The organism is Telluria sp. RT2P19 (genome assembly GCF_059685725.1).
Genome location: NZ_JCASIL010000015.1, coordinates 88,035 through 114,753 on the forward strand (window position 1 = coordinate 88,035; position 26,719 = coordinate 114,753).

Consider the following 26,719-nt stretch of genomic DNA (forward strand, 5'->3'; position numbering starts at 1 on the left):
GGGTGTCTGCGCTCACCGTGGAGGAAGCGTGGCGCGATTGCGCTGCCTGGTCCGGCTCGACCGGAATCCCCGGCGTGAGCCGGTACCTTCGGGACCGCTTTCGATGCGCAGCCGCGCGCCGAGCCGGGCGGCGCGCTCGCGCATGCCCTGCGCGCCGAAGTGGCCGGGCCGGTCCCCGGCGCAGCCGCCCGGCGCCTGGCCAGCGTCGCTGACGGTGAGCACGAGTACGCGATGGTCCGCGCCGGCCGGGCGCGCGATCGATTCGCGCTCGCGCAGGCGCGCCAGCAGCTCGCCTTCGATGCGCTCGGCCAGCCGGCGCGTGCGCAGGCGGTGGGCCTGGACAGAGACCAGCAGGAGCGCCAGCACGCAGGCTTCCAGGAACCCCCAGGCCTGGAAAAGGCGCGGCGGGATGTGGCAGGACAGGGCGGTGACGGGCCCGGGTACGCCGCGCTCGTTAATGGCCATCACTCGAAGGTGGCTGAATCCGTCCTGGTCCAGCTATCCGGCCTTATCAGCCGACCTGCTCGCGCCAGGCGCCAGGATTCATGCCGCTCCATTCGCGAAACGCGTGGGTGAACGCGCTCTGTTCCTGAAAGCCGAGCAGGAAGGCGATATCGACCAGTCCCAGCTCGCGCCGGCGCAGGTAGTCCTGGGCCAGGCCGAAGCGCAGCGCGTCGAGCACTTCCTGGTAGCTGGACCCGGCCTCGGCCAGCTTGCGCTGCAGGGTGCGTGGCGACAATCCGAGCGCCGTCGCCACCGGCGCCAGGCGCGCCTCGCCGCCAGCCAGGCGCGGCAGCAGCGCGGCCCGCACCAGCGCCACGATGTGCTCTTCTTGCGCGGCGCGTTCTTCGAGCAGCCGTTCGGCGTGCTGGCGCAGCACCGGATACAGGCTGGTGTCGGCGTTCGGTACCGGCATCGCCAGCAGGGCCGCATCGACCACGGCGCAGTCGAGCGGCGCGTTGAACTCGGGCGCCACGCCCAGCACGCGCAGGTATTCGGCGCTGCCGTGGCCCGGATCGGGATGGCGCAGGCGCAGCGCCAGCGGCACCAGGGGCCGCCCGGCCAGCCAGCTGCCGAACACGCGGATGCCGGCGAACACGCTTTCCACCAGGTGACGCGTGGCGTCGGGATGGTGGCTGATCCATTCGTAGTGCGCCTGGGCGCCGTGAAGCGCCAGCCGGCTGCGGCCCAGGTCGTGGGCCAGCGACTCGTAACGTTCGGTCAGCTCCAGCGCATGGCCGAAGTTGCTGCAGGCCAGCAACAACATGCCATAGGCGCTGTAGGTGGCGGGACGGGCCTTCTCTCCCACATGCAGGCCGAAGAACGGATCATGCGCCAGGCGCGCGCCGGCTTCGAGCAAGGCGATGTAGCGTCCCACGGGCAGGCTGTCGGGCAGCGGCTCCAGTGCATCCGGCGCCAGTCCGGCGGCACCGGCCAATGCGGCGAGGGGTAGGCCGCGCTCCAGGGCGGTTTCCAGCAGGGGCTGCAGGTAGGCACCGGTCACGCGCGCGCCGCCCGGGGGTGGCGTGATAGAGCAAGGCTGTGTCATGAAAGCGCAAGACGGTGGGCGGAGAGCGTTTTAATGTGATACTCGAGCTGGCAAAAATAACAACTTGCAGTATAACGGAAAGTCATTGATGCGGCGTTGGAACGGTTGGGGTGACGAGTCGATTACGGTGCAGTTGCAAGGCGAGGCCCGCGCCTTTCTCGGAGCACGCCTGGGCCGGGGCACGGCGCCGCAAGACGCCACCTTCGAGCAGGCGTGCGCCGGCCTGCCGCCCGGCCGCCTGCCGGCCCATCCCTTGATCGACGCCAGCCCCGCCACCCGCGCCCGCCACGCCCTCGGCCAGAGCCTGCCCGACTGGCTGCGCCTGCGCCACGGGCGCCTCGGCGATGTGCCGGACGGCGTCGCCTTTCCCGAATCCGGCGCCCAGGTGCGTGAGCTGCTGGCCTTCGCCGCCCGGCACGACGCGGTGGTCATTCCCTACGGTGGCGGCACCAGCGTGGCCGGCCACCTCGACGTCGGCCACAGTTCCAATGGCGGCCTGCGCCCGACCCTGAGCATGGACATGGGCCGCATGCGCGCCATGATCTCGCTCGACCGCGAAGCGTTGCTGGCCTGCTTCGGGGCCGGCGTGGCCGGCCCCGACCTCGAGGCGCAACTGCGCGCCCACGGCTACACCCTGGGCCACTATCCGCAATCGTTCGAATACTCCACGCTGGGCGGCTGGGTCGCCACCCGTTCGTCGGGGCAGCAGTCGCTGCGCTACGGCCGCATCGAGCAGTTGTTCGCGGGCGGGCGCATCGAGACGCCGTCCGGCACCCTCGACATCCCGACCTTCCCGGCGTCGAGCAGCGGCATCGACCTGCGCGAGATGGTGCTGGGTTCCGAAGGCCGGATGGGCGTGCTGACCCACGCCGTGGTGCGCATCAACCGCCTTCCCGACCACGAGGCTTTTCACGCGCTGTTCTTCCCAAGCTGGGAGCAGGCGGTAAAGGCAGTGCGCATCCTGGCCCAGGCGCGCCTGGGGCTGTCGATGCTGCGCCTGTCGAACGCCAGCGAGACGCAGACCATGCTGGCGCTGGCCGGCCACGGCGGCCAGGTGGGCATGCTGGAGCGCTACCTGGGCTGGCGCGGCTGCGGCCAGGGTAAATGCATGCTGCTGGTGGGCGCCAGCGGCGCCAGGGGCCAGGCGCGCGAGGCGCTGCGCACGGCGGTGGCGCTGGCGCGGCGCCAGCGCGGCGTGCACGTCGGCCGCGCGCTGGGCGAACGCTGGCGCCAGAACCGCTTCCGCAGCGTCTACCTGCGCAACGCGGCCTGGGAACAGGGCTATGCGATCGACACGGTGGAGACGGCGCTCGACTGGCCGCACGTCACGCACGCGGTGGGGGCGATCGAGCAGGCCGCGGCGGCTGCGCTGGAGGCGTTCGGTGAACGGGTCCACGCCTACACCCATCTGTCGCACCTGTATCCGCAGGGCGCCAGCGTGTATTCCACCTTCGTCTACCGGCTGGCCGGCGACTACCAGGCCGACCTGGCGCGCTGGCGCCAGCTCAAGGACCGGGTGTCGAGCGCGATCGTCGGCTGCGGCGGCACCATCAGCCACCAGCACGGCGTTGGCATCGACCATGCGCCATGGCTGGCGGCCGAGAAGGGCGAGCTGGGACTGGGTGCAATGGGCGCGCTGTTCCGCCACTTCGACCCCGAGTGCCGCATGAACCCCGGCAAGCTGGTGACGCCATGAATGGGGCCAATAACGCGGTAAACAACGGGGCCAACCATGGCGCCAACAATGGGACCAATGCGATCGGCAGGCCCCACGCCTTCCCGCCGGCACGCGACTGGGACCTCCTGGTGATCGGCGGCGGCATCACCGGCGCCGGTATCCTGCTCGAAGCGGCGCGGCGCGGCCTCAAGACGCTGCTGGTCGAGCAGAAGGACTTCGCCTGGGGCACGTCGAGCCGCTCGTCGAAGCTGGTGCATGGCGGCCTGCGCTACCTGGCCAGCGGCAGCCTGCGCCTGACGCGCGACGCGGTGCGCGAGCGCGAGGCGCTGCTGCGCGCCGCTCCCGGCCTGGTCGAGCCGCAGGGCTTCGCCTTCGCCGACCACGGCACCGACATCAAGCGCCGCCTGGGCTTTTTGGCCATGCTGCGCGTGTACGACATGCTGGCCGGCCGCCGCGAGCCGCACTGGGAGCGGCCGGACGCGTTCCGCATGCTGGCCCCGAACATCGGCGAGGCGCAGCTGGCCGGCGGCATCCGCTACACCGACGCCAAGACCGACGACGCGCGCCTGGTGCTGCGCGTGCTCGACGAGGCGCGCACCCACGGCGCGGTGGCCTGCAACTACGTGACCGTCCAGGCGCTGGTGCGCGACGGCGGCAAGGTGCATGGCGCCATGCTGCGCGACGAACGCAGCAAGGCCGAGACGGCGGTGCGCGCGCGCGTGGTGATCAACGCGACCGGCGCCTGGTCGACCTTGCTGGGCGGCGAAGGCAAACCCGACCGCGCGCCTCGGTTGCGCCCGCTGCGCGGCAGCCACCTGGTGCTGCCGGCCTGGCGCCTGCCGCTGGCGCAGGCGGTCAGCCTGCTGCACCCGGCCGACAGCCTGCCCGTGTTCGCCTTCCCGTGGGAGGGCGTGACCCTGGTCGGCACTACCGACGTCGACCACGAGGAAGGGGTGGATGCCGAGGCGCGCATCACGCGCCATGAATTCGACTACCTGATGGCGGCCCTGCACGCCCAGTTCCCACTGCTCGATCTCACCGATGCCGACGTGGTCGCCACCTTCGCCGGCGTGCGGCCGGTGATCGACAGTGGGTCGCACGGCGCGCCGTCGTCCGAAAAGCGCGACCATTTCGTGTGGTCCGAACCCGGCCTGGTCTCGGTCACCGGCGGCAAGCTGACCACCTTTCGCTCGATCGCCCTCGACGTGCTGCGCCACGTGTCGCAGCAACTGCCCGGCTGGCAGCTGCGTTCCGAACGCGGGCCGGTGTTCGCGCGGGTACCGGTGCCGGCGCGCCACGACGTCCCGGCCACCGTGCTGCGCCGCCTGTCCGGGCGCCACGGCGCGCACGCGAAGGATTTGCTGCTCGCGGCCAAAACGGGTGAGCTCGAGTGCATCCCCGGCACGCAGACGCTGTGGGCCGAGCTGCGCTGGGCCGCGCGCTCCGAGCAGGTCTACCAGCTCGACGACCTGCTGCTGCGCCGCACCCGGCTCGGCCTGCAATTGCCCAAGGGTGGCCTCGACCAGATGACGCGCATCCGCGCCATCTGCCAAATCGAACTCGGCTGGCCGGACGCCCACTGGGAGGCGCAGGAGCGGCGCTACCTGGCCCAGTGGCGCAAGCAGTACGGCATCCCGTCCGCCGCCTGACCGGACCCGATGCCTGGCACTGCGCAGTCGCCGCTGTTGCTGGCGATCGACAACGGCACCCAAAGCGTGCGCGCCTTGCTGTTCGACCTGGAAGGCAACCTCGTGGCCAGGTCGCAGGTGGCCCTCGACGCGTATTGCTCGCCGCAGCCCGGCTGGCACGAGCACGACGTCGACGCCTACTGGCAGGCGCTGTGCCGGGCTTGCCGCCAGTTGTGGACCTTGCCCGGCTTCGACCGCGCGCGCGTGGCCGGCGTCGCCGTCACCACCCAGCGCGGCACCGTGGTCAACCTCGACCGCGAAGGCCGTCCGCTGCGCCCCGCCATGACCTGGCTCGACCAGCGCCACACCGACGTCGTTCCCCAACCAGGGGCACTGTGGCGCGCCGCGTTCCAGATGGCCGGCGTGGCCGGCACCATGCGCCACCTGGCCGGCGAGGCCGAGATCAACTGGATCCGCGCCCACCAGCCCGAGGTCTGGGAGGCGACCGACAAGTTCCTGCTGCTGTCGGGCTACCTGAACTGGCGCCTCGGCGGACGCTTCGTCGATTCGAGCGGTTCGCAAGTCGCCTATATCCCCTTCGACTACCGGCGCCTGCGCTGGGCCGGGCCGCGCGCCTGGCAATGGCAGGCGCTCGCAGTCAGGCCATCCATGCTGCCCGAGCTGGCGCCGCCCGGCACGCGCCTGGGCGCCGTCACCGCCCAGGCGGCGATCGATACCGGCATCCCGCAAGGCTTGCCCCTGCTGGCGGCGGCCGCCGACAAGGCTTGCGAGGTGATCGGGGCCGGCTGCTGCGAACCGCATGTGGCTTGCCTGAGCTACGGCACCACCGCCACCATCAATATCACGTCCAGGCGCTACGTCGAGGCGGTGCGCTTCGTGCCGCCGTATCCGAGCGCACTGCCGGACGCCTACAGCATCGAACAGCAGGTGTTTCGCGGCTACTGGATGGTCAACTGGTTCAAGGAGCAATTCGGCCACCACGAACAGTCGCGCGCATTGCTCGAAGACGTGGCGCCCGAACACCTGTTCGACGCGCTGGCCAGCAGCGTGCCGCCCGGATCGATGGGCCTGATGCTGCAGCCTTACTGGACGCCGGGCATCCGCCTGCCGGGCCGCGAGGCGAAAGGAGCGATCGTGGGCTTCGGCGACGTCCATACCCGCGCCCACGTGTACCGCGCGATCCTGGAAGGACTGGCGTACGCGCTGCGCGAAGGGAAGGAACGGATCGAGCGGCGCGGCGGGGTGCGCATCACCGAGCTGCGGGTCTCCGGGGGCGGCTCGCAGAGCGACGCGGCGATGCAGCTCACGGCCGACATCTTCGGCCTGCCGACGGCGCGGCCACACGTGTACGAGACTTCTGGGCTGGGGGCGGCGATCGACGCGGCGGTAGGGCTCGGGCTGTATCCGGATTTCCCCTCCGCGATCGCCCGCATGACGCGGGTAGGCAAGGTGTTCACGCCGATTCCCGGCAACCGCAAGGTCTACCAGCGCCTGTACCGGGACGTGTACCTGCGGATGTACCGGCGGCTGCGGCCGATGTACCGTGACATCGCACGCATCACCGGCTATCCGCGCGGCGCTTGACCCGTCAAGGGATGTGCTCGGCGTCTCGTGGCGGCACGACCCACGCGTGCATGCGATCCTCGTACACCGACACCGTCGGCGCGGGGAAGAGGGGATCGGCGAAGGCGCCGGTCGGGATGGCGACCGTTTCCTCGGCGCCTACGGTCTGGTAATAGACCGTGGCGCCGCAGGTCGGACAGAAATGGAAATGCGCGCGCGACCCTTCGTCGCCCACCAGCGCATAAGCCGTCGAGGCGCCGGAGATGACTACCTGCTCGCGCGCGAACCTGGCCTGCGCCGCGAACACGCTGCCACTGCGCCGCTGGCAATTGAGGCAGTGGCAGATCGACACGCGCAGCGGTGCGTCGCTCACCTGCGCTGTCAGCGCGCCGCAACTGCACGAGGCGGTGCGCGTCGTCATCTCCGTGCCAACCCGCCGTGCGCCTGTTCGCACGCCGTCCCGGCCTGCATCGCCACCACCTGGTTGCGCCCGCGCGCCTTGGCTTCGTACATCGCGCGGTCGGCCGAGACGAAGAACAAGCGGATGTCGTCGAACAGGGTCGGGACGATGCAGGTCACCCCCACGCTGACCGTGACCACGCCCGGCTCGCCGGCGCGCGGGTTCGGGATCGCGAGGCGCTCGATATGGGCCCGGATCGCCTCGCCCAGCCGCGCCGCTGTCGACGACGGGGTGTCGGCCAGCAGCACCACGAACTCCTCGCCGCCGTAGCGCGCCGCCAGGTCGGTGGGACGCAGCGCGTGCGATTGCAGCGCCTCGGCGATCGCCTGCAGGCAGGCGTCGCCGGCGGCGTGGCCCAGGCTGTCGTTATACCCCTTGAAATGGTCGACGTCGAGGACAATCAGCGACAACGGCTGGCTGCTGCGGACCGCGCGCTGCCATTCCTTGTCGAGGAGGGCGTCGAAGTGGCGGCGGTTGGCGATGCGCGTCAGCGGGTCGACCATGGCCGCGCGCTGCAGCGCCGTCTCGGATTGCTTGTGGTGGGTGATGTCATGCAGCAGGGCGACGAACAACGCTTCACCACCGGCCATCGGCGACAGGCCGAGGTCGATCGCGCGCAGGGCGCCGTCGGCCTGTCGCACCAGCACTTCGCGCGTGCCGCGGCAGCGCTGCACGGCCTCGCGGTCGTCCGGGTCGGCGAAGTAGTCGGCGTAGTCGTGCGCCGCCGGCGGCTCGATCAGGTCGGCCAGCGCCTCCCCCTCGAGCAGTTCCCTCGGTCGCGCCAGGAAGCGCTCGCAGGCCGGGTTGGCATACACCACGCGGCCCTCGCGGTCGACCAGCAACAGGCCTTCGTCCATGCCGTCGACGATCCTCTGCAGGCGCTCGGCCTGCTGCTTCTGGGTTTCGCTGCTGCTGCGCAGGCGCAGCTGGGCGCGCACCCGCGCGCAGACCTCGGCCATGCGCAGCGGCTTGGCGATGTAGTCGGCCGCGCCGGTGTCGAAGCCGGCGACGATGTCCTCGGTTTCGCAGCAGGCGCTGATGAAGATCACGGGGATGTGGGCGGTGGCGGGCTGGCGCTTCAGGCGGCGGCAGATTTCCAGGCCGTCGAGGTCGGGCAGGATCACGTCGAGCAGGATCAGGTCGGGCTGGACGCGGGTGGCGATGTCGAGGGCGCGCTTGCCGGAATCGGCCACGAAGGTCTGGTAGCCCTGCTGGCGCATGATGTCCTGCAGCAGGCCGAGGCTGTCGGGAGCGTCGTCGACGATCAGGATCGCGGATTGGCGCGCCGGTGCGGCGAGCGCTAGGGCAGGGTGCATCATCGGTGTCGAATAGACCTCATCAGTGACGAGAAATCATACACTTTAGACGCCACTTCAGGAAAATTAACCTTGCCTAAAATCCAAGTCCCGATGCTATTGTTGCACTGTCGCAACCGCCCAGCCACAGGTTCAGGATTTTCCTATAGCTAAATGAAGAATCGACTGACAGTCGATCTAAAAACGGTTAGCGCGCGGGGCGGGGCACCGCGCGCTTTGGCGTTACAGCATGCCGGCGATCAGCTTGCCGAGGACGGCGATACCCTCGCGGATGCGTTCCGGCGGCACGGTCACGAACGACAGGCGCAGGGTATTGGTAGGCGCGTCATTGGCGTAGAACGGTGCGCCCGGCACGAAGGCCACGCGCGCCGCCAGCGATTGCTCCAGCAGTTTCATGGCGTCGATCTGCTGCGGCAGGGTGACCCAGATGAACATGCCGCCTTCCGGCTTGGTCCAGCTCACGCCTGCCGGGAAGTGCTCTTGCATCGCGTCCAGCATCACCTGGCACTGGTCGCCGTACAGCTGGCGGATGGTCGGGATATGCTGGTCCAGGAAACCGTCCTTGACGACTTCGTGCACCACCATCTGGGTCAGCTGGGCGGTGTGCAGGTCAGCCGCCTGCTTGGCCAGCTCGAGGCGGCGCACCAGCGGCAGCGGCGCGCAGACGTAGCCCAGGCGGATGCCCGGGGTCAGCACCTTCGAGAACGATCCCATGTAGATGACGCCGTCCGGGTTCATCGCGACCATCTTCGGGCTCGGCTCGCCGCGGTAGGACAGCGAACCGTAAGGATCGTCCTCGATCAGCGGCACGCCGAGGCGGGCGCAGGTTTCCACCAGCTCCTGGCGGCGCTCGACCGACAGCGAGCGGCCGGTCGGGTTCTGGAAGTTCGGCAGCGCGTACAGCAGGCGCGCGCCTTGCGCGACGCCTTCCAGCGACGACGGCACCAGGCCGTGTTCGTCGGTGTCGACCGATTTGAACTCGGGACGGTAGACCGAGAATGCCTGCAGCGCGCCCAGGTAGCTCGGGGTCTCGACCAGCACGCGGCTGCCTTCGTCGATCAGCACCTTGCCCAGCAGGTCGAGCGCCTGCTGCGAACCCGAGGTCATGAGGATCTGTTCCGGGAGGATCTGCGATCCCGGGGTCGACAGCGAACCGGCAATCCACTCGCGCAGCGGCGCATAGCCATCGGTCGGGCCGTATTGCAGCGCCACTTTGCCGCTGTCGGTCAAGACCTTGTCGTAGGCCGCCTTCATGCGCTCGACCGGGAAGGTGGCCGGCGATGGCAGGCCGCCCGCGAACGAGATGATCTCTGGACGCTGGGTGATCTTCAGGATCTCGCGGATGAAAGAGCTTTGCAGCTGCTGGGCGCGTTCCGAGAACTGCCACTGGATGGGATTGGGGTTTTCGATTTTCATACTCGTCTCACAGGAAGGTGCACGGTCGTGCCGGGCCATTATATAAAACACGCCGGGTAGGCGGCTTCATGTCGGCGAATGGCGCCGGGTCAGCGCCACCCGATATACAACAGTAATTGAATTACCGACAAATTAATGCCGGTTGTTGATGGCTTATCGCCGGCTTTATGCCACTTCCACGATCATCTCGATCTCGACGCAGGTGCCGCGCGGCAGGGCGGCAACACCGAACGCCGAACGGGCGTGCTTGCCGGCGTCGCCGAACACCTCGCCGATCAGTTCGGAGGCGCCATTGGTGACCAGGTGCTGTTCGTTGTAGTCCGGAGTCGACGCGACCAGGCTCATCAGCTTGACGATGCGCTTGACGCGGTTCAGGTCGCCACCCACTGCCTCTTGCAGGGTGCCGATCAGGTCGATCGCGACCGAGCGCGCCGCGGCCTGGCCATCAGCGGTGGTCTTGTCGCGGCCGAGGATGCCGGTGTCGATGCTGCCATCCTTGTTCTTGGCGATATGGCCCGAGATGAACACGAGGTTGCCGGTCTGGACGTACATGACGTAGGCTGCGGCCGGGGTGGCCGGCGCTTCCAGGGTAATGTTCAGTTCCTTGAGTTTGTCGTAGACGGACATGGTGTTTTCCATTTTGCGTTGAATGAAGGCGGTATTGTACGTCGTGCCGGGGTCATGCACACAGGCTGGCGCCTATGCGGGCCGGCGCCCGACCTGCAGCCGGCGCCCGGCGCACACGACGCCGATCACGGCCAGCGCGAACAGCGCGTTGTGCAGGGTCAGCGCTTCTCCCAGCAGCAGGGCCGCGCCGACCAGGCTCAGAAAGGGCTGCAGCAGCTGCACCTGGCCGACCCGGGCGATCCCGCCCAGCGCCAGGCCGCGATACCAGAAGAAAAATCCGATGAACATCGAGAACACGGTGACGTACCCCAGTCCGGCCCACGCGGCCAGACCGACGCCGGTGCAGGCGTCGGCGCCGAACCGCCAGCCCAGCAGCGGCGCCACCAGCGGCAGCGACAGCAGCAAGGCCCAGCAGATTGTCTCGGGTCCCCCCAGCATGCGCGCCAGCTTGCCGCCTTCGGCATAGCCGACAGCGCCGGCGGCCAGTGCGCCGAACATCAGCAGGTCGGCCAGGTGCAGCGCGCCGCCGCCCTGGAACAGCGCAAAGGCCAGTACCAGGGCGGCGCCGAGCACGGCCATCAGCCAGAAGGCGCGAGAAGGCCGTTCGTCGCCGCGCAGCGCCGCGTACGAGGTCGTCATCAGCGGCAGCAGGCCGGCCAGCACTGCGCCGTGGGACGCAGGAACATGACGCAGCGCCATTGAACTCAGAAGTGGGAAACCGACCACGACGCCCAGCATGACGAGCACCAGCGGCAACAGCGCGGTGCGCGGTGGCAGTGGCGTACGGCGCCAGGCCAGCCAGGCGGCGGCCAGCAGCGCAGCGCCCAGGGCCCGGCCCAGGGCGACGAATAGTGGGTCGAGCTCGGCGACCGCCATGCGGGTGAACGGCAGCGTCAGGCTGAACATGGCGACGCCCACCAGGCCGAGCAGCATGCCGCGCGTCTCGTCCTGGCTGTCAGTCGTGGAAACGGGGCGGGCGAGAGTGTTCATCACGGTCCTTGGCTGGGCTTGCGACAACTGGGGAGTGGGACTATCCTAATCGCCGGGACCAATACAGTCCCAGTACACTTCATCCGATAGTTTGCCGACTGTGATGGCGAAATGACCAATACACCTGCCTTTGCGCTGGCGCGCGATTCCCGCGAACCGCTGGCCGGCCAGATCGTGCGCGCGGTAACCGCGCGGGTGGACGAGCGCCTGCTGCGGCCCGGCGCGCGCATGCCGTCGATCCGCCAGTTCGCAGCCAGCCACGGGGTGTCGCCGTTCACCGTCGTGGCCAGCTACGACCGGCTGGTGGCGCAGGGCTATCTGGAATCGCGCCGCGGCGCCGGTTTCTTCGTGCGCGAACGCCAGCCGGCGCCGGCGCGCACCGCCATGCTGGCGCAGCCGGCGCCGGTGCCGGCCGCGCTCGACATCGCCTGGCTGGTGCGCAGCATGTTCCGCCAGGCCCCGCTCGGGCTGGCGCCGGGCTCGGGCGTGCTGCCGGCCGACTGGCTCGACGGCGCGGCGCTCGCCAACGCCCTGCGCGCACTGAGCCGCCAGAACTGCGACGGCCTGCTCAACTACGGTTCGCCTCACGGCTTTCTGCCGCTGCGGCAACAGCTGCAGCGGAAGCTGGCCGAGCTCGAGATCGAGGCGCCGCCCGAGCAGCTGGTGACGACGCTCGGCACCACCCAGGCGCTCGACCTGGTGGCGCGCGAATTCTGCCAGCCGGGCGACACGGTGCTGGTCGACGATCCAGCCTGGTTCCTGATGTTCGGTTCTTTCGCGGCGATGGGCCTGAAGGTGGTCGGCGTGCCGCGCCTGGCCGACGGCCCCGACCTGGGCCGGCTCGCGGCGCTGGCGGCGCTGCATCGCCCGCGCCTGTTCGTCATCAATTCGGTGCTGCACAATCCCAGCTCGACCTCGGTGTCGGCCGCCAAGGCCTTCCAGGTGCTGCGCCTGGCCGAGCAGCACGAGTTTCTCGTGGTCGAGGACGATGTCTACTGCGACCTGCACCCTGGCGGCGCCACCCGCCTGGCCGCGCTGGACGGCTTGCAGCGGGTGATCTACCTCGGGGGCTTCTCGAAATCGATGGCGGCCAACCTGCGGGTCGGCTTCATCGCCACCTCGCGCGAACGCACGCAGCGCCTGGCCGACCGCAAGATGCTGGCCACCCTCAGCACCAGCGATATCGGCGAGCGGGTGGTCTACAAGATCCTGGCGGAGGGCCATCACCGCAAGCACCTGGACCGCACCCGCGCCCGCCTGGATGCGCTGCGCCCTGGCGCGCTGCGCCGGCTCGAGGCGCTCGGGATGCGGGTCGACCCCGCGCCGGCCGCCGGCATGTTCGTGTGGGTCGACGCCGGCGTCGACACCAATGCGCTGACGGCGCGCGCCATGCAGCAGGACTTGCTGCTGGCGCCGGGCAGCCTGTTCTCGCCCAGCCAGCAGCCTTCGACCCGCATGCGGCTGAACCTCGCGGCGCTGCAAGACCCGGGCGTCTGGCATTTCCTGCAGACCCAGCTCCCGGGAATGCGCGTGGCCTGAATCAGCCCGATTGCTGGCCCGGACAGCCGCTCGCCATCATCTTGTCCATGCCCTCCTTGATCTGTTCTGGCGTCAGGTCTTGCTGGTGGGTGGCGATCGACCAGCGGTGGCCGAACGGGTCCTGGACCTGGCCATAGCGGTCGCCCCAGAACATGTCGGCTAGCGGCATCAGCGGCTCGGCACCGGCGTCCACCGCCCTGGCCCATGCGGCATCGGCGTCTTCCACGTACAGGTGGATGACCACGGACGTGCCTTTCAGGGCCAGCGGCCCCAGGCTGCCGAATTCGGGATAATCCTGCGCCAGCATGATGGGCGAATCGCCGATGCGGATCTCCGCGTGCATGATCTTGCCGTCCGGCCCTGCCATGCGGGCGATCTCGACAGCGCCAAAGGCTTTTTTGTAGAACTCGATCGCTTCGAGCGCCTGTTCGCAGATCAGGTGGGGCGTAACGGTACGGTAGCCTTCCGGAATGGGACGCGCTGACTTGTTCATGGTGTGCTCCTGTGTAGTGGACGGGGACTGCATCGCTACGACGAACGGAAAAAGGAGGATTCGACACGGCCCATGCGTGAAAGTGCCACTTTCTTCGAGGCGGAGGGATGCTTGTCAAAAATATCTCTTGAAATCCCTTGTGGCAGCCATATATGTCTCCGAGTCTGACCAACCCCCTATGATTTTAACGAGGAACAAGATGGCAAACGCCGAAAAAGAAACCCTTGGCTTTCAGGCAGAAGTAAAACAGCTGCTGCAACTGATGATTCACTCCTTGTATTCGAACAAGGAAATCTTCCTGCGCGAACTGATCTCGAACGCGTCCGACGCGGCCGACAAGCTGCGCTTCGAGGCGATCAATAACGACGCCCTGTACGGCAACGACCACGAACTGAAGATCAAGGTCTCGTTCGACAAGATTGCCAGGACCATCACGATCTCGGACAACGGCATCGGCATGAGCCGCGACGAAGTGATCGCCCACCTGGGCACCATCGCCAAGTCGGGCACCAAGGAATTCTTCAGCAAGCTGTCGGGCGACCAGCAGCAGGACGCGGCCCTGATCGGCCAGTTTGGCGTGGGCTTCTACTCGGGCTTCATCGTGGCCGAGAAGATCGTCGTCAATACCCGCCGCGCCGGCGCCTTCGCCGAACAGGGCGTGCGCTGGGAATCGCGCGGCGAGGGCGACTATTCGATCGAGCAGATCGAGAAGGTCGGCCGCGGCACCGACGTGATCCTGCACCTGCGCGAAGGCGAAGAGGAACTGCTGTCGTCGTGGAAGCTCAAGTCGATCATCCGTAAATACTCGGACCACATCTCGCTGCCGATCGTAATGCAGAAAGAGGAGTGGGACGAAGAGAAGAAAGAAACGGTCATCAAGGACGAATTCGAGACCGTGAACCAGGCCAGCGCGCTGTGGGCACGCTCGAAGAGCGAGATCACCGAAGAGCAGTACAACGAGTTCTACAAGCACGTTTCGCACGACTTCCAGGAGCCATTGGCCCATACCCACAACCGGGTGGAAGGCCGCAGCGAATACACCCAGTTGCTGTACGTGCCGGCGCACGCGCCTTTCGACCTGTGGGACCGCAACAAGCGCGGCGGCATCAAGCTGTACGTCAAGCGCGTGTTCATCATGGACGACGCCGAGCAGCTGATGCCGACCTACCTGCGCTTCATCAAGGGCGTGATCGATTCAAGCGACCTGCCGCTGAACGTCTCGCGCGAGATCCTGCAGGAGTCGCGCGACGTGCGCGTGATCCGCGAAGGCTCGACCAAGCGCGTACTGGGCATGCTGGAAGAAATGGCGAACTCGGAAGAACAGGCCGGCAAGGACAAGTACGCGACCTTCTGGAAGGAATTCGGCCAGGTGCTCAAGGAGGGCATTGGCGAGGACGCCACCAACAAGGACCGCATCGCCAAGCTGCTGCGCTTCGCCTCGACCGCCGGCGAGTCGGACGAGCAGACCGTGTCGTTCGCCGACTACGTGGGCCGCATGAAGGAAGGCCAGGACAAGATCTATTACGTCACGGCCGATAGCTTCAAGGCGGCCAAGAGCAGCCCGCACCTCGAGATCTTCCGCAAGAAAGGCGTCGAGGTCATCCTGATGACCGACCGCGTCGACGAGTGGATGCTGTCGTTCTTCACCGAGTTCGAAGGCAAGGAACTGGTGTCGGTCGCCAAGGGCGGCCTGGACCTGGGCGCGCTGGAAGATGAGGCCGAGAAAAAGGAACACGCCGAGACCGAAGCCGGCTACAAGGAACTGGTCGAGAGCATGAAGGGCGCCCTGGGCGAGAAAGCCAAGGACGTGCGCGTGACCTTCCGCCTGACCGACTCGCCGGCCTGCCTGGTGGCGGACGAGAACGAACTGTCGGGTAACCTGCTGCGCATGCTGAAGGCGGCCGGTCAGGAAGCGCCGGAGTCGAAGCCGATCCTCGAGATCAATCCGACCCACCCGCTGGTGCAGCGCCTGAAGTACGAAGACGCGAACGGCGCGCGTTTCGCCGACTGGTCGCACATCCTGTTCGACCAGGCGATGCTGGCCGAGGGTGGTAGCCTGACCGATCCGGCATCGTTCGTGAAGCGCTTGAACGAGATGCTGCTGGCGACGGCCAAGTAATTTTCGGCGGCCCGTAAATATGCCGTCCCCGCTTGCGTGGGGGCGGCTTTTTTTGGCGCTGTGCGCGTTAATTCGTTTTTTTCCGACGGCACGTTGCGCACTGGATGATTGCGACCAGCAATTGCGCTGGCGTACGCAAAGCGCCGTCATCCAGGAAGCGCTGCCAGCCCGAATAGTTCACCAGGTAGCGACTGGCGATGCCATTGAAACGCTTGATCCAGGTCTTGAAGCGGGCATGCCAGCCATTGACGTTATTCAGGTGGATCGCGCCGCGCGCCTTGACCCCGGCGCGCAGATTGACCGCCTCGTGCGCGATACCGGCGTCGGCGGCAAAGACCCGGTAAGCGGCCTCCGAATCGCTGATCAACACTGCGCCTGGCGCCAGCACCGGCCGCAGGCAGGCGATGAGCTTCACGGCGCTGACCGGCCCGCGGCCAGTATGAAAGTCCAGTGTCCGCCGGTCCCGGTCGCGTGCGACGAGCAGGCACTCGTGTTCGCGGCTGATGCCGCGCCGCCTGGCTGCGCCGCCGCGCCGCCGTGCTGGACGCGTCAGGTGGCGCGAGCCCTTCTGCGATTCGAGCAGATAGGTTTCGTCCGCCTCGACCATGCCTTCAAGGCGGGCGGGACGCTTGCTCGCCGCCCCCGGCACGACACGGTGGCGCCAGCGGAAGCTGGTGCTGCGGTGCACGCCGACGAGCTCGGCTGCTGCGCGGACCGTGCGCGAATCGAGCACGCATTGCAGGTACGGTAGCCAGGCGGCCTTCTTGCGCAGGCGCGCCAGCGGCGTGTTCGTCAGCGCATTGAAGCTGCGCCGGCAAGCCAGGCAGCGCCAGCGCTGCAGGCCGCTGGCCGCACCGCAACGATGGACACGCGGACATTGGCAATGCGGGCAGCATGGGGTGGCCGCCGCCTGGGCGATGAGGTGCAGGCACTCGCCAGGGTGAACGATCGCCGCGATCCAGGCGCGCAACCTGGCTACCTCGTCGGTATGCAGGTGCAGGGAGGTCAGCGCGGCAAATACTTCTTCGAAGACCAAGCCTTGCATCATTGCCACCTGATGAGTTAACTCGACAGTGGCTGAGACCGGCGCGAATGGGAAAGGTTCGCATAATTAACGCGAACAGCGCCAAAGACGAGGCGTCAGAGGTGGCGGATGTCGGTCGGTGGTGTGGTCCAGTTGTCGTTGCGGCCATCGATATGGCGCACCGGCGCCGCAAGCAAATCATCCAGCGGCGCGTCGTCCAGGCTGGCGACGGCGACGGCGACGAACGGTCCCGTGCGCGCGGTGGCGCCGGTCGAATACACATTGATGCCGCACTCGCCGCAGAAGTAGTGCCCGTCGCGCCGGGTATGGAAGCGGTATTCGCGCAAGACGCTTTCGCCCTGCAGCAGGCGGAAGGCGGCGGGTTCGACCTGCACGGCCCAGAACCGCATCTTGCTGCAGATCGAGCAGTTGCACTTGAGCGTGCCGCGCGCCAGCTCGATGTCGGCCTCGTAGCGCACCGCGCCGCAGTGGCAACTGCCGTGGAAGGTCGTCATCGCCGGGCGCGGGCCGACCATGCCGCGCGGTCGATCTGGTACACCAGCACCGGCTGTCCATGCCAGACTTCTTCACCGCGCAGCGCCATGCCGAGCTTGTGCATCACGCGCGACGAACGCGTGTTGGCCGGATCGCAGATCGCGCACAGCAGCGGCGCTTCCAGGGCGTCGAAGGCGAAGCGGGCCATGCGCTCGGCGGCTTCGATGGCGTAGCCGCGTCCCCAGCGGTCGGGCCGCAGGCGCCAGCCGATTTCATGGGCATTGGCGGGATCGTGGCCAAGGTGCTGGATGCATCCGGCGCCGACCAGTTGCCCCGAGTGTTCCTCGATCAGGCTCCACCAGGAGTAGCCGAGGGTGTCCCAGCGGGCCTGAACCCGGGCGATGCTGGCGCGCGTGTCCTCGGGTGTCTCGGGCTGGCCCGAGATGTAGCGCATCACTTCCGGGTCGCCGTTCAGCACCCGCAGGCCGTCGTAGTGGGCGTCGCTCATCGGCTCGAAGCGCAGGCGCGCGCTGTGCAGGATGGTCATGCGCCGGAGATCTCGTCGCAGAACTGTTCCAGCAGGCGCAGGCCGTCGGGCCAGTCGCCATGGCCGGACTCGGTATTCAGGTGGCCGGCGTCGCCGATCTCGACCAGGCGGCTGCCCCAGGCGCTGGCGAAGGCGCTGGTGCGCTCCGGGTCGGCAAACGGATCGTTGGCGCTGCCCACCACCAGGCTCGGGAAGGGCAGGCGCTGCAGCGGGATCGGCGACCAGCAATTCGGCTCGGCCGGATAGGACGGCGCTTCGACGTCGCTCGGCGCGACCAGGAAGGCGCCCGCCACCTTGAGCGGCGAACCGGACAGCGCCCAGTGCGCGACCAGCATGCAGCCCAGGCTGTGCGCCACCAGGATCGGCGCGCCCTGGCAGTCGGCAATGGCCGCGTCCAGCTCGGCCACCCATTCATCGCAATGGGGATTGGTCCAGTCGCGGTGTTCGGCGCGGCGCCAGTGCGGATGTCGTTCATGCCACAGCGATTGCCAGTGGCGCGGGCCCGAATTCCATAGGCCGGGCAGGATCAGGACGTCACAGTTCATTTTTGGCTTCTCCTTGTTGGGGGCAGCAGGCCGGGCGCCTGGCGCCGCCGGCCAGGCGCGCGAGCAGGTCGCGGAACAGGTCCTTGCGCTGTTCGGTCAGCATGCCGAGGATGGCGGTGGCAAGCGCGATCGCGGCGCCCAGGGCCAGCACGTCGGCCATGCTGCGCGGATCGTGGGGATACAGCGCCGGCCAGGCGGACAGCACCAGCGTGTGCGACAGGTAGAGCGTCAGGGTGTACGCGGCCAGGCGCCGGATCGGCGGCGCCCATCGCAGCAGGGCATGGAAGCCGGCGAAGCGCGCGCAGGCGAAATTGAGGCAGACGATCAGGCCGAACACGTAGTCGGCCAGGAAGCGGTCGCCGTTGCCGAGGACGAAGGCCTGGCCGATCCACGAAGCGCGGCCGGCCAGGCGCAGCGTCTCTTCGACGCTGCTGGCTTCGTAGGCCACCAGCAGCGCCAGGCTGGCGACCCAGCCCAGGCGCGCCAGGCCGCGCGCAAGCGTGCGCCGCACCTGCCAGTGGTACAGCGCAACCCCGGCCAGCCATACCGGCAGCAGCAGCCACAGCTTGATGCCCATGATGGCCAGCACCAGGACCAGCACCGGCAGGCGCCACCGCCCACGCACATAGCAGGCGACCCCGAACAGCACGTAGTACCAGACCTCGAAGTTGAGCGACCACCAGGGGCCGAGCCAGAGCGGCACCTCGGACAGCATCCACAGGTCACCCAGGAACAGCAGGTGGAACGGGATGTAGAGCCAGGGCTTGGCCAGCTGGTAGTGCTGGCGCATGTCGCCGGCCAGGTAGGGCGGGACCAGGCTGGCGCAGGCGAAGGCCAGCAGCAGCACCGGCAGCGCCACCGAATAGATGCGGGCGGCGCGCGCCAGCGCATACTCGCGCGCACTTGGGCGACGCTGTTCGGTGGTGTAGGCGATCACGAAGCCCGACAGCACGAAGAAGGCCATCACGGCTTCGCGTCCGAGCAGGGTCAGGAGGTCGGCGCCAGGCGCCTCCACCAGGCCGAACTGGCGCAGGTGCATCAGGACGACCGCCAGCGCCGCCAGGAAGCGGACCAGGTCGAGATATACCGAGAACGGCGGGTCGAGCGGAGAGGGGGCGGCGCGCATGGCGTTAATAGTAATGCAAAAACAATCGCCGGGGCCGCCGGCTCGCGCCGCCGATGGACCCGCCTACAGTTCGGTGCGCAGCGCGAACAGTTCCGGGAACAGCACCACGTCCAGCATCTTGCGCAGGTAGCTCACGCCGGCGGTGCCGCCGGTACCGGTCTTGAAGCCGATGATGCGCTCGACGGTGCTGACGTGGCGGAAGCGCCAGAAGCGGAAAGCCGTCTCCAGGTCGACCAGTTTCTCGGCCAGCTCGTACAGCGCCCAGTGCTGCTGCGTGTCGCCATACACTTGCAGCCAGGCCGCCTTGACGGAATCGTCGGCGCGGGTCGGCGCGGTCCAGTCGGGGGCCAGCCGCGCCGGATCGATCTCGAAGCCGCTGCGCGCCAGCAGCATCACGGCCTCGTCATAGATCGACGGCAGCTGCAATTCGTGCGCCAGCAGGGCGTGGGCCTCGGGCGCCTTCTCGTGCACCGCCAGCAGGGCCGCGTTCTTGTTCCCGAGGATGAATTCGAGTTCGCGGTACTGGAAGGACTGGAAGCCCGACGAGGCGCCCAGGTAGGGACGGATCGCCGTGTACTCGGGCGGGGTCATGGTGGCCAGCACGTCCCAGGCATGCACCAGCTGGTCCATGATGCGCGCCACCCGCGCCAGCATCTTGAAGGCGGGCGGCAGCTCGCCTTCGCGGATATGGCGGCGCACCGCCTGCAGTTCGTGCAGCATCAGCTTGATCCACAGCTCGCTGGTCTGGTGCTGGACGATGAACAGCAGCTCGTTGTGGTTCGGCGAGCGCGGGTGCTGCGCGTTCAGGATCTGGTCGAGGCCCAGGTAGTCGCCGTAGTTCATGGCTTCCTTGAAGTCCATCCTGGCGCCATGCCATTCGGCGGGACGGTCCGCGTTGTTTTCCTGGTTCATGGTGCTGCCTTTCAGGTGACGGCGCTGCGTTCGGCCGCGACGTCGTAGTCCTTGCGGTCCAGGATGTCCTTCAGGATCTCCACCGCATCCCAGACGTCGGCGAAGCTGGTATACAGGGGCGTGAAGCCGAAGCGCATGATCCCGGGTTCGCGGTAGTCGCCGATCACGCCGCGCGCAATGAGGGACGCCATCACCGCGTAGCCGTGCGGATGGGTGAAGCTGACCTGGCTGCCGCGGCGGGCGTGCTCGCGCGGCGTCACCAGCTCCAGCGGATGGTCGGCGCAGCGGGCCTCGACCAGCTCGATGAACAGGTCGGTAAGAAGGAGCGACTTGGCGCGGATCGCCGCCATGTCGGTCGCCTCGAAGATCTCGAGGCCGCATTCGACCAGCGCCAGCGATACGATCGGCTGGGTGCCGCACAGCGCGCGGCCGATGCCGGCGACAGGGGCGAAGGCGGGCGCCATGGCGAATGGCGCAGCGTGTCCCCACCAGCCGGACAGCGGATGGTCGAACCTGGCCTGGTGCTTCTGCGGCACCCAGATGAAGGCCGGGGCGCCCGGTCCGCCGTTCAGGTATTTATAAGTGCAGCCGACGGCGAAGTCGGCGCCGGCTGCGTTCAGGTCGACCGGTACCGCGCCGGCCGAGTGGGCCAGGTCCCAGACGACCAGCGCGCCGGCTGCGTGCGCCAGGCGGGTCAGGCCCGCCATGTCGTGCTGGTAGCCGGTGCGGTAATTGACGTGGGTAAGCATCAATACCGCGCAGTCAAGGTCGAGGGCGGCCGGGATCTCGTCCACGCTGTCGACGAGATGCACCCGGTAGCCGCGCTCGAGCCAGCGGCTCAGGCCTTCGGCCATATAGATATCGGTCGGGAAGTTGCTGCGTTCGGTGACGATGACACGGCGATTGGCCGTGGCGCCTTCCGCCTGGATGCGCAGCGCGGCGGCCAGCGCCTTGAACAGGTTGAGCGAAGTAGTGTCGGTGACCGCCACTTCGCCGCGGGCGGCGCCGACCAGCGGGGCCAGGCGGTCGCCCAGCCGTTTGGGCATGTCGAACCAGCCGGCCGTGTTCCAGCTCTTGATCAGGTCGGCGCCCCATTCGCGCGCCACGACGTCCTGGGCACGGGCCAGGGCAGAGGCGGGGCGGGCGCCGAGCGAATTGCCGTCCAGGTAGATGACGCCCTCGGGCAGGTCGAAACGGGTGCGCAGTCCCCCCAGCGGGTCGTGCGCATCGCGCGCCAGGCAGTCGGCGCGGGTGATGGATGCGGTCATGCGGATTCCATATCGATAGTTGACGCTTCAAGAGTTGCGCGCAGGTCGGCAGTGTAACAAGTCCGCGCGTCGCCGGCTTGAAAAGATTGCTGTTACGACATCAAATCGACCAGATAAAATTTTCAATATTTTTTTCAATCAACCCTAAAGTTCCTGATGAGCAGTCCGATAACAAGTCAGGAAGGGCGCAAGGGGTCAAAAAAATAATGAAAAATATTTTCAAACAACCCTAAAGTCGGCTTTTTCAGCGCCGTTAATGGATGAGTAAGGCGGTTGCCGGCAACAGCCGCGACACCACGAAACGCAAAAGACTGAGTTTCCAAAGATAAATTCAGTAAAACCTGTAGTAAATCTGCGACAACACTTGTCTGGCGTAGATCAAAATCAAGGCGCTTCCCCGCGTCGTTGCAGCCCGTTTTCCAGCCGGGTTTCCATAGGGAGCCAGAGGTGTTTGTCAGACAAACTCCTACGGCTTCCCCTCGCCGTTCCCCCATGTAAAATACAGACTTTATCCAATACCTGGAAAGTTTCCTCACGGTCAGAATGTATCTCATCGGCAATACGAAAAACGCCGAGCCAACCAACGGAGAGAGAAGATGACGATGAATGACATGATGGCCGAGATTCGCGATGCAAACCTGAGCTACCTGATGCTGGCCCAGCAGATGATCCGTGCCGATAAAGTCACCGCCATCTTCCGCCTGGGCGTGTCGGCCGAGATCGCCGACCTGATCGAAGGCATGAGCAATGCCCAGATCCTGAAGCTCGCCGGCGGCAACATGATGCTGGCACGCTTCCGCTTCGACGACAGCGCCATCCTGGGCATGCTGACCAGCCATACCAAGGAACGCAGCCTGGCGCAGTCGCACGCCGCCATCCTGATGGCCGGCCAGCCGGTCGAAGAGATCGTATAATTCTTGCCAGTGGCCACTTGGTGGGGCCGCATCGAACCAGGGCAGGAGTAGTACATGAGCAAAAAAAGCGTCGTATCCGAAGCGCAGGAAATCCAGCTCGCGATCGAACTGATCAATTTAGGCGCACGCCTGCAGTTGCTGGAGACCGAGGTGTCGCTGTCGCGCGAACGCTTGCTCAAGCTGTACAAGGAACTCAAGGGTGTCTCTCCACCCAAGGGCATGCTCCCGTTCTCCACCGACTGGTTCCTGACCTGGCAACCGAACATCCATTCCTCGTTGTTCATCAATATCCACCAATTCCTGGTGGAGCATGCCGGTGCCGCCGGCATCCAGGCCGTCATGAAGGCCTATAAGCTCTATCTCGAACAAATGCCGCCAGCGCCGGGCGAAGAGCCGCTGCTCTCGCTCACCCGCGCCTGGACCCTGGTGCGCTTCTTCCAGAGCGGCATGCTGTTGCTCGCTCCGTGCAGCCGCTGCCAGGGCAAGTTCATCGTCAACGCCCTCGACCTGAATGCCGACTACCTGTGTGGCCTGTGCCACATGCCTTCGCGCGCCGGCAAGACACGCAAGGCCAAGGATGCCCGCGAGGCGGCCGAGCGCGCCATGTCGGGCGCCGACGAGGAAGCCGACGGCCGGGACAGCGCCTGAGTCGGACGCACGGACCTCCTTGCGCCTCTCTTTCCGCTTCCTGCGGTTTCCGGCGGTCCGGGCGCTCCTGGTCCAGCTCGCCGCCTTTCCGCTCACTCTCGCGATCATCTACCTGCTCGCCAGTAATGGGGCCGTGTTCCAGTACTGGCACGTGGCGCTGGTGCAGGGCGCGCTCGCCGCGCTATTGTCCTGGTGGCGCGGCCTGGCAAGCTGGTGGCGCGCGATCCAGTTCGCGTTCCCCCTGGCGCTGCTCGGCGCCAGCCAACTGGCCATCCCGCCGGCCGCCTTCCTCGCCATCTTCCTGTTCCTGCTGTTGCTGTACTGGTCGACCTACCGGACGCAAGTGCCGTACTACCCGTCGGGCCGCAGGGTTTGGGATGCGGTAGCCGCCGCACTGCCGCAAGACCGGCCAGTGCGCGTGATCGATATCGGCAGCGGCGTCGGCGGGCTGGTGCTCGACCTGCAACGCCGCCGGCCTGAGTCGCGCATCGAGGGCATCGAGCTGGCGCCGCTGCCGTGGCTGGCCAGCTATCTGCGGGCGCTGGCCAGCCACGGCGGCGCCCGTTTCATCCGCGGCGATTATGAAAAACTCGACCTGGGTGAGTATGACGCCGTGTTCGCTTATCTCTCGCCGGCCGCGATGAGTGCGCTGTGGCGCAAGGCCGGGCGCGAGATGCGGTCCGGGTCGATGCTTTTCAGTTACGAATTCATCATCGACGAGCGGCCACCGAGCCGTGTTATCCATCCGACCATAGACGGTCCGGCGCTGTATATATGGGACTTTTAGGCGACACACGGCAAGTATTCGGGGTGGTTTTGCTTGCCCGTGGGCCATTCTCCAGCTAGAGTAGTTCCCTGCATAAACTTTTTCTGAAATTACTGGTTTTGGGGCCTCAGGACGAGGTCTGGACCAGCTTTTCTGGAGCAAAATTCCTTGTTAGTGATTGTCGGTTATATCATCGTCTGCGCCTGCGTCTTCGGCGGGTTCGCGCTCGCGGGTGGTCACCTTGCCTCGCTGTGGCAGCCGATCGAGCTGTTGATGATCGGCGGCGCCGCCTTTGGCGCCTTCTTTGTCGGAAACAACGGCAAGTCGATCAAGGCCACCATGAAGGCCTTGCCGACCGTGTTCAAAGGCTCCAAGTTCACCAAGGATATGTATATGGAGCTGATGGCCTTGCAGTTCGACGTGTTGTCGAAAGTGCGCAAGGAAGGCCTGATGTCGATCGAGGGCGACATCGAGGCGCCGGAATCGTCGCCGCTGTTCTCCAAGTACCCGGCGGTGCTGGCCGACCACCACATCATCGAATTCATGACCGATTACCTGCGCCTGATGGTGTCCGGCAACATGGACGCGATGCAGATCGAAAACCTGATGGACAACGAGATCGAGACCCGCCATCACGAGGGCGCCATTCCGGCCCATGTGATCGCCAAGATCGGCGACGGCCTGCCGGCCTTCGGCATCGTGGCGGCGGTCATGGGCGTGGTCCACACCATGGAATCGGTGGGCTTGCCGCCGGCCGAGCTGGGCATCCTGATCGCGAAGGCGCTGGTCGGCACCTTTCTGGGCATCTTGCTGGCCTACGCCTTCGTCACCCCGCTGGCGAGCGTGCTGGAACAGAAGCTCGAAGAGTCGACCAAGATGTTCCAGTGCGTGAAAGTGACGCTGCTGGCGAGCCTGAACGGCTATGCCCCGGCGCTGGCCGTCGAATTCGGCCGTAAGGTGCTGTACTCGACCGAGCGTCCGACCTTCGCCGAACTCGAACAGCACATCAAGAAGAAGTAAGCCGCGATGACCGCATTCGATCTCACGTCCCGTCGCCCGAACGGAGGCGAGCATGGCTGACGACAACGCGCGGCCCATCGTCATCAAGCGCATCAAGAAGGTGGCCGGCGGCCACCACGGCGGCGCCTGGAAAATCGCCTACGCCGACTTCGTGACCGCGATGATGGCGTTCTTCCTGCTCATGTGGCTTCTGGGCTCGACCGCCAAGGGCGACCTGGTCGGTATTTCCGAATACTTCAAGACGCCCCTGAAGGTGGCAATGGCGGGCGGCTCGGGTTCGGGCGACTCGTCGTCGGTGATCCAGGGCGGCGGCGAAGACCTGACCCGCACCGCCGGCCAGGTCAAGCGCGGCGATTCGCCGCCCGAGCGCAGATCGTACGACCTGCAGGCGGCCAAGGCGGCGCTGGCGCGGGCCGAAGGCGAGCGCCTGCAAATGCTCAAGGCGCGCATCGAGTCGGCCATCGAGGTCAACCCGATGCTCAAGAAGTACCAGAACCAGCTGCTGCTCGATATCACCAGCGAAGGCCTGCGGATCCAGATCGTGGACGAGAAGAACCGCCCGATGTTCGCGCTGGCCAAGGCCGACCTGCAGCCGTATACGAAAGAAATCCTGCACATCATCGGCATGGTGCTCAACGAAGTGCCCAACAAGCTGGGGATCTCGGGCCATACCGACTCGACGCCGTACTACAGCGAATCGGGCTACAGCAACTGGGAATTGTCGGCCGACCGCGCCAACGCCTCGCGCCGCGAGATGGTGCTGGGCGGCCTGCAGGACGACAAGGTGTTGCGGGTCGTGGGCCTGGCTTCGGCCGCCCACCTGGACGCGAAGGACCCGTTCAACCCGATCAACCGCCGCATCAGCATCATCGTCATGAACAAGCGCACCGAGGATGCGGTGCGCCGCGACGCGGCGACGCTGGACGTGCCGGCGGAAGATGCCGCGGCGGGCGTTCCCGCGGCGGGCGTTCCTGCGGCGGGCGCTCCCGCGGCGGGCGCTCCCGAAGCGGCGGCCACGGCGACGCTGGACGCGGTCAAGAAGTAGGCCAGTCAGGACTGGAGAGAAGAATGACAAGAAAAAAAATACTGGGATCGCACGTCAAGCGCCTGTTGTCGGGCGTGTCCGTGCACGGGCGGCGCCACCTGACCGAGGTCGAGACCGACCTGCTGCAGACCGAACTGCTGCTCGAGGAAGCGATCGACAAGCTGACCGCCAGTTTCATGGCCGTGCACACCGCGGTCGGCGCGCGCCAGGAAGCGATCGGGCGACTGCTGGACGGCGGCACGCTATCGCTTGACGATCGGTCCTTGCTGTCGTCCATGTCGTCCGAAGTGGGCTCGCACGTGAACACGGCGATCACCAGCATGCAGTTCCAGGACATGACGGCGCAACTGATTGAACGTACACTGCGACGCGTGACGGGCCTGCGCGACTTCCTGGGCACGCTCAGCGAGCATGGCGCCGACATCGCCCCCGAGACCGACAGCGACGAAATCGTCGAGCGGCTCGGCAAGGTCAGCATGGCGCTGGCGATCCAGTCGCTCGAACTGCGCAGCATGCTGCGCCGCTCGGTCGAGCAGAAACACCTGGAAAGCGGCGACGTCGAGCTGTTCTGAGCCCCGCACGGATCGCAACAATAAACAATTCAACCGGCATGAAGCCGGATACAAAACAGCAGGAGCAAAGAATGGCAAAAACGATTCTCGCGGTCGACGATTCCAGTTCGCTGCGCCAGATGGTGGCGTTCAGCCTGAAGGCGGCGGGCTACAACGTGGTGGAAGCGGTTGACGGCCAGGACGGCCTGGACAAGGCGAAGCTGCAGACCGTGGACCTGGTGCTGACCGACCAGAACATGCCGAAAATGGATGGCCTGCAGCTGATCAAGACCCTGCGTACGTTGCCGGGCTACGCCAAGACCCCGATCCTGATGCTGACCACCGAATCGTCGGACGAGATGAAGAACAAGGGCCGCGCCGCCGGCGCCAACGGCTGGCTGGTCAAGCCCTTCGATCCGCAGCGCCTGATCGAGGTGGTCAAAAAAGTGATCGGCTGAC

28 protein-coding genes are annotated in these 26,719 nt (G+C 66.7%); 12 read left to right on the plus strand and 16 right to left on the minus strand.

Translation table 11 applies throughout. From position 1 onward, the window contains the following. Positions 1-12: 12 nt before the first annotated feature. Together AC56KW_RS18350 and AC56KW_RS18355 are read right to left on the minus strand one after the other, a co-directional pair. Complete coding sequence (locus AC56KW_RS18350; protein ID WP_497172117.1) at positions 13-468, minus strand: ATP-binding protein; 456 nt, start codon at positions 466-468, stop codon at positions 13-15. A 43-nt stretch (positions 469-511) separates the two neighbouring features. Then, positions 512-1,549 carry an AraC family transcriptional regulator gene (locus AC56KW_RS18355; protein WP_497172118.1) on the minus strand — a complete coding sequence of 346 codons (1,038 nt, stop codon included), beginning with the start codon at positions 1,547-1,549 and terminating at the stop codon, positions 512-514. An 88-nt stretch (positions 1,550-1,637) separates the two neighbouring features. On the opposite strand from AC56KW_RS18355, the gene AC56KW_RS18360 reads away from it, so the two are divergent. From AC56KW_RS18360 to AC56KW_RS18370, 3 genes are read left to right on the plus strand one after another with little or no spacing between them, the layout of a single operon-like run. Next, entirely contained in the window at positions 1,638-3,245 is a 1,608-nt protein-coding gene (locus AC56KW_RS18360; protein ID WP_497172119.1) for an FAD-binding oxidoreductase, read from the plus strand. Further along, complete coding sequence (locus tag AC56KW_RS18365) at positions 3,242-4,876, plus strand: glycerol-3-phosphate dehydrogenase/oxidase (RefSeq protein WP_497172120.1); 1,635 nt, start codon at positions 3,242-3,244, stop codon at positions 4,874-4,876. Before AC56KW_RS18360 ends, AC56KW_RS18365 begins: the two co-directional genes overlap by 4 nt. Positions 4,877-4,885: 9 nt before the next feature. Then, the gene (locus tag AC56KW_RS18370; RefSeq protein ID WP_497172121.1) at positions 4,886-6,460 is read left to right on the plus strand and encodes an FGGY-family carbohydrate kinase; all 1,575 of its coding nucleotides are present in this window, start codon (positions 4,886-4,888) and stop codon (positions 6,458-6,460) included. A 4-nt stretch (positions 6,461-6,464) separates the two neighbouring features. Here the strand turns inward: AC56KW_RS18370 and AC56KW_RS18375 are convergent, their stop codons facing one another. The 5 genes from AC56KW_RS18375 to AC56KW_RS18395 all read right to left on the minus strand — a co-directional run bounded on the left by AC56KW_RS18375 (position 6,465) and on the right by AC56KW_RS18395 (position 11,248). Next, entirely contained in the window at positions 6,465-6,860 is a 396-nt protein-coding gene (locus tag AC56KW_RS18375; RefSeq protein ID WP_497172122.1) for a GFA family protein, read from the minus strand. Next, the gene (locus tag AC56KW_RS18380; RefSeq protein WP_497172123.1) at positions 6,857-8,218 is read right to left on the minus strand and encodes a diguanylate cyclase; all 1,362 of its coding nucleotides are present in this window, start codon (positions 8,216-8,218) and stop codon (positions 6,857-6,859) included. The genes AC56KW_RS18375 and AC56KW_RS18380 overlap by 4 nt, the downstream gene beginning before the upstream one ends. Before the next feature lie 219 nt (positions 8,219-8,437). Further along, on the minus strand, positions 8,438-9,631 hold the full coding sequence (locus AC56KW_RS18385) for an aminotransferase-like domain-containing protein (protein WP_497172124.1): 1,194 nt from the start codon (positions 9,629-9,631) through the stop codon (positions 8,438-8,440). 165 nt (positions 9,632-9,796) lie between these two features. Beyond that, positions 9,797-10,258, minus strand: coding sequence for a RidA family protein (locus AC56KW_RS18390; RefSeq protein ID WP_497172125.1), 462 nt, complete (start codon positions 10,256-10,258; stop codon positions 9,797-9,799). A 72-nt stretch (positions 10,259-10,330) separates the two neighbouring features. Further along, positions 10,331-11,248 (minus strand): DMT family transporter, encoded by a 918-nt coding sequence (locus AC56KW_RS18395; RefSeq protein ID WP_497172126.1) that lies wholly within the window; start codon positions 11,246-11,248, stop codon positions 10,331-10,333. Positions 11,249-11,359: 111 nt separating this feature from the next. Between AC56KW_RS18395 and AC56KW_RS18400 the strand changes: the two genes are divergently transcribed. Next, complete coding sequence (locus tag AC56KW_RS18400; protein ID WP_497172127.1) at positions 11,360-12,787, plus strand: aminotransferase-like domain-containing protein; 1,428 nt, start codon at positions 11,360-11,362, stop codon at positions 12,785-12,787. A gap of 1 nt (position 12,788) precedes the next feature. Here the strand turns inward: AC56KW_RS18400 and AC56KW_RS18405 are convergent, their stop codons facing one another. After that, positions 12,789-13,280, minus strand: a complete 492-nt coding sequence (locus tag AC56KW_RS18405; RefSeq protein ID WP_497172128.1) for a VOC family protein — start codon at positions 13,278-13,280, stop codon at positions 12,789-12,791. 199 nt (positions 13,281-13,479) lie between these two features. On the opposite strand from AC56KW_RS18405, the gene htpG reads away from it, so the two are divergent. After that, positions 13,480-15,399, plus strand: a complete 1,920-nt coding sequence (htpG, locus tag AC56KW_RS18410) for a molecular chaperone HtpG (RefSeq protein ID WP_497172129.1) — start codon at positions 13,480-13,482, stop codon at positions 15,397-15,399. A gap of 67 nt (positions 15,400-15,466) precedes the next feature. On the opposite strand, the gene AC56KW_RS18415 is transcribed toward htpG, so the two are convergent. The 8 genes from AC56KW_RS18415 to AC56KW_RS18450 all read right to left on the minus strand — a co-directional run bounded on the left by AC56KW_RS18415 (position 15,467) and on the right by AC56KW_RS18450 (position 21,870). Next, the gene (locus AC56KW_RS18415) at positions 15,467-16,444 is read right to left on the minus strand and encodes an IS1595 family transposase (protein ID WP_497172182.1); all 978 of its coding nucleotides are present in this window, start codon (positions 16,442-16,444) and stop codon (positions 15,467-15,469) included. Between the two features lie 95 nt (positions 16,445-16,539). Continuing rightward, positions 16,540-16,938, minus strand: coding sequence for a GFA family protein (locus AC56KW_RS18420; RefSeq protein ID WP_497172130.1), 399 nt, complete (start codon positions 16,936-16,938; stop codon positions 16,540-16,542). After that, the gene (locus AC56KW_RS18425) at positions 16,935-17,465 is read right to left on the minus strand and encodes a GNAT family N-acetyltransferase (RefSeq protein WP_497172131.1); all 531 of its coding nucleotides are present in this window, start codon (positions 17,463-17,465) and stop codon (positions 16,935-16,937) included. Before AC56KW_RS18425 ends, AC56KW_RS18420 begins: the two co-directional genes overlap by 4 nt. Beyond that, a complete protein-coding gene (locus AC56KW_RS18430; protein ID WP_497172132.1) occupies positions 17,462-18,010 on the minus strand; it encodes an RBBP9/YdeN family alpha/beta hydrolase in 549 nt (182 codons plus the stop codon). Before AC56KW_RS18430 ends, AC56KW_RS18425 begins: the two co-directional genes overlap by 4 nt. Next, on the minus strand, positions 18,000-19,136 hold the full coding sequence (locus tag AC56KW_RS18435) for an acyltransferase family protein (protein WP_497172133.1): 1,137 nt from the start codon (positions 19,134-19,136) through the stop codon (positions 18,000-18,002). The genes AC56KW_RS18430 and AC56KW_RS18435 overlap by 11 nt, the downstream gene beginning before the upstream one ends. Before the next feature lie 63 nt (positions 19,137-19,199). Beyond that, positions 19,200-20,048 carry a tryptophan 2,3-dioxygenase gene (kynA, locus tag AC56KW_RS18440; RefSeq protein ID WP_497172134.1) on the minus strand — a complete coding sequence of 283 codons (849 nt, stop codon included), beginning with the start codon at positions 20,046-20,048 and terminating at the stop codon, positions 19,200-19,202. An 11-nt stretch (positions 20,049-20,059) separates the two neighbouring features. Continuing rightward, complete coding sequence (gene kynU / locus AC56KW_RS18445; RefSeq protein WP_497172135.1) at positions 20,060-21,316, minus strand: kynureninase; 1,257 nt, start codon at positions 21,314-21,316, stop codon at positions 20,060-20,062. A gap of 176 nt (positions 21,317-21,492) precedes the next feature. Continuing rightward, the gene (locus AC56KW_RS18450; RefSeq protein WP_497172136.1) at positions 21,493-21,870 is read right to left on the minus strand and encodes a hypothetical protein; all 378 of its coding nucleotides are present in this window, start codon (positions 21,868-21,870) and stop codon (positions 21,493-21,495) included. Between the two features lie 42 nt (positions 21,871-21,912). On the opposite strand from AC56KW_RS18450, the gene flhD reads away from it, so the two are divergent. The 7 genes from flhD (at position 21,913) to AC56KW_RS18485 (ending at position 26,718) form a co-directional block, all read left to right on the plus strand. Beyond that, the gene (gene flhD, locus AC56KW_RS18455; RefSeq protein WP_137173831.1) at positions 21,913-22,230 is read left to right on the plus strand and encodes a flagellar transcriptional regulator FlhD; all 318 of its coding nucleotides are present in this window, start codon (positions 21,913-21,915) and stop codon (positions 22,228-22,230) included. Positions 22,231-22,284: 54 nt separating this feature from the next. Then, positions 22,285-22,878, plus strand: coding sequence for a flagellar transcriptional regulator FlhC (flhC, locus tag AC56KW_RS18460; protein WP_497172137.1), 594 nt, complete (start codon positions 22,285-22,287; stop codon positions 22,876-22,878). Between the two features lie 19 nt (positions 22,879-22,897). After that, a complete protein-coding gene (locus tag AC56KW_RS18465) occupies positions 22,898-23,665 on the plus strand; it encodes a class I SAM-dependent methyltransferase (RefSeq protein WP_497172138.1) in 768 nt (255 codons plus the stop codon). Between the two features lie 147 nt (positions 23,666-23,812). After that, a complete protein-coding gene (gene motA, locus AC56KW_RS18470; protein WP_497172139.1) occupies positions 23,813-24,664 on the plus strand; it encodes a flagellar motor stator protein MotA in 852 nt (283 codons plus the stop codon). Positions 24,665-24,716: 52 nt separating this feature from the next. Next, the gene (gene motB, locus AC56KW_RS18475; protein WP_497172140.1) at positions 24,717-25,709 is read left to right on the plus strand and encodes a flagellar motor protein MotB; all 993 of its coding nucleotides are present in this window, start codon (positions 24,717-24,719) and stop codon (positions 25,707-25,709) included. Positions 25,710-25,732: 23 nt separating this feature from the next. Beyond that, positions 25,733-26,281, plus strand: coding sequence for a chemotaxis protein (locus AC56KW_RS18480; RefSeq protein WP_497172141.1), 549 nt, complete (start codon positions 25,733-25,735; stop codon positions 26,279-26,281). 71 nt (positions 26,282-26,352) lie between these two features. Beyond that, positions 26,353-26,718, plus strand: coding sequence for a response regulator (locus AC56KW_RS18485; protein WP_306397472.1), 366 nt, complete (start codon positions 26,353-26,355; stop codon positions 26,716-26,718). Position 26,719 lies beyond the last annotated feature (1 nt).

Bases quoted from the DNA above. Each gene is read 5' to 3' on its own strand.
- AC56KW_RS18485 (WP_306397472.1), top strand. From the start codon at position 26,353: ATGGCAAAAACGATTCTCGCGGTCGACGATTCCAGTTCGCTGCGCCAG.
- AC56KW_RS18390 (WP_497172125.1), bottom strand. From the start codon at position 10,258: ATGTCCGTCTACGACAAACTCAAGGAACTGAACATTACCCTGGAAGCG.
- AC56KW_RS18480 (WP_497172141.1), top strand. From the start codon at position 25,733: ATGACAAGAAAAAAAATACTGGGATCGCACGTCAAGCGCCTGTTGTCG.
- motB (WP_497172140.1), top strand. From the start codon at position 24,717: ATGGCTGACGACAACGCGCGGCCCATCGTCATCAAGCGCATCAAGAAG.
- AC56KW_RS18395 (WP_497172126.1), bottom strand. From the start codon at position 11,248: ATGAACACTCTCGCCCGCCCCGTTTCCACGACTGACAGCCAGGACGAG.
- AC56KW_RS18405 (WP_497172128.1), bottom strand. From the start codon at position 13,280: ATGAACAAGTCAGCGCGTCCCATTCCGGAAGGCTACCGTACCGTTACG.
- AC56KW_RS18400 (WP_497172127.1), top strand. From the start codon at position 11,360: ATGACCAATACACCTGCCTTTGCGCTGGCGCGCGATTCCCGCGAACCG.
- AC56KW_RS18385 (WP_497172124.1), bottom strand. From the start codon at position 9,631: ATGAAAATCGAAAACCCCAATCCCATCCAGTGGCAGTTCTCGGAACGC.
- kynU (WP_497172135.1), bottom strand. From the start codon at position 21,316: ATGACCGCATCCATCACCCGCGCCGACTGCCTGGCGCGCGATGCGCAC.
- flhC (WP_497172137.1), top strand. From the start codon at position 22,285: ATGAGCAAAAAAAGCGTCGTATCCGAAGCGCAGGAAATCCAGCTCGCG.
- AC56KW_RS18375 (WP_497172122.1), bottom strand. From the start codon at position 6,860: ATGACGACGCGCACCGCCTCGTGCAGTTGCGGCGCGCTGACAGCGCAG.
- AC56KW_RS18355 (WP_497172118.1), bottom strand. From the start codon at position 1,549: ATGACACAGCCTTGCTCTATCACGCCACCCCCGGGCGGCGCGCGCGTG.
- kynA (WP_497172134.1), bottom strand. From the start codon at position 20,048: ATGAACCAGGAAAACAACGCGGACCGTCCCGCCGAATGGCATGGCGCC.
- AC56KW_RS18415 (WP_497172182.1), bottom strand. From the start codon at position 16,444: ATGCAAGGCTTGGTCTTCGAAGAAGTATTTGCCGCGCTGACCTCCCTG.
- AC56KW_RS18430 (WP_497172132.1), bottom strand. From the start codon at position 18,010: ATGAACTGTGACGTCCTGATCCTGCCCGGCCTATGGAATTCGGGCCCG.
- AC56KW_RS18420 (WP_497172130.1), bottom strand. From the start codon at position 16,938: ATGACGACCTTCCACGGCAGTTGCCACTGCGGCGCGGTGCGCTACGAG.
- AC56KW_RS18380 (WP_497172123.1), bottom strand. From the start codon at position 8,218: ATGATGCACCCTGCCCTAGCGCTCGCCGCACCGGCGCGCCAATCCGCG.
- AC56KW_RS18365 (WP_497172120.1), top strand. From the start codon at position 3,242: ATGAATGGGGCCAATAACGCGGTAAACAACGGGGCCAACCATGGCGCC.
- htpG (WP_497172129.1), top strand. From the start codon at position 13,480: ATGGCAAACGCCGAAAAAGAAACCCTTGGCTTTCAGGCAGAAGTAAAA.
- AC56KW_RS18435 (WP_497172133.1), bottom strand. From the start codon at position 19,136: ATGCGCGCCGCCCCCTCTCCGCTCGACCCGCCGTTCTCGGTATATCTC.
- AC56KW_RS18370 (WP_497172121.1), top strand. From the start codon at position 4,886: ATGCCTGGCACTGCGCAGTCGCCGCTGTTGCTGGCGATCGACAACGGC.
- AC56KW_RS18425 (WP_497172131.1), bottom strand. From the start codon at position 17,465: ATGACCATCCTGCACAGCGCGCGCCTGCGCTTCGAGCCGATGAGCGAC.
- AC56KW_RS18360 (WP_497172119.1), top strand. From the start codon at position 1,638: ATGCGGCGTTGGAACGGTTGGGGTGACGAGTCGATTACGGTGCAGTTG.
- flhD (WP_137173831.1), top strand. From the start codon at position 21,913: ATGACGATGAATGACATGATGGCCGAGATTCGCGATGCAAACCTGAGC.
- AC56KW_RS18450 (WP_497172136.1), bottom strand. From the start codon at position 21,870: ATGAGATACATTCTGACCGTGAGGAAACTTTCCAGGTATTGGATAAAG.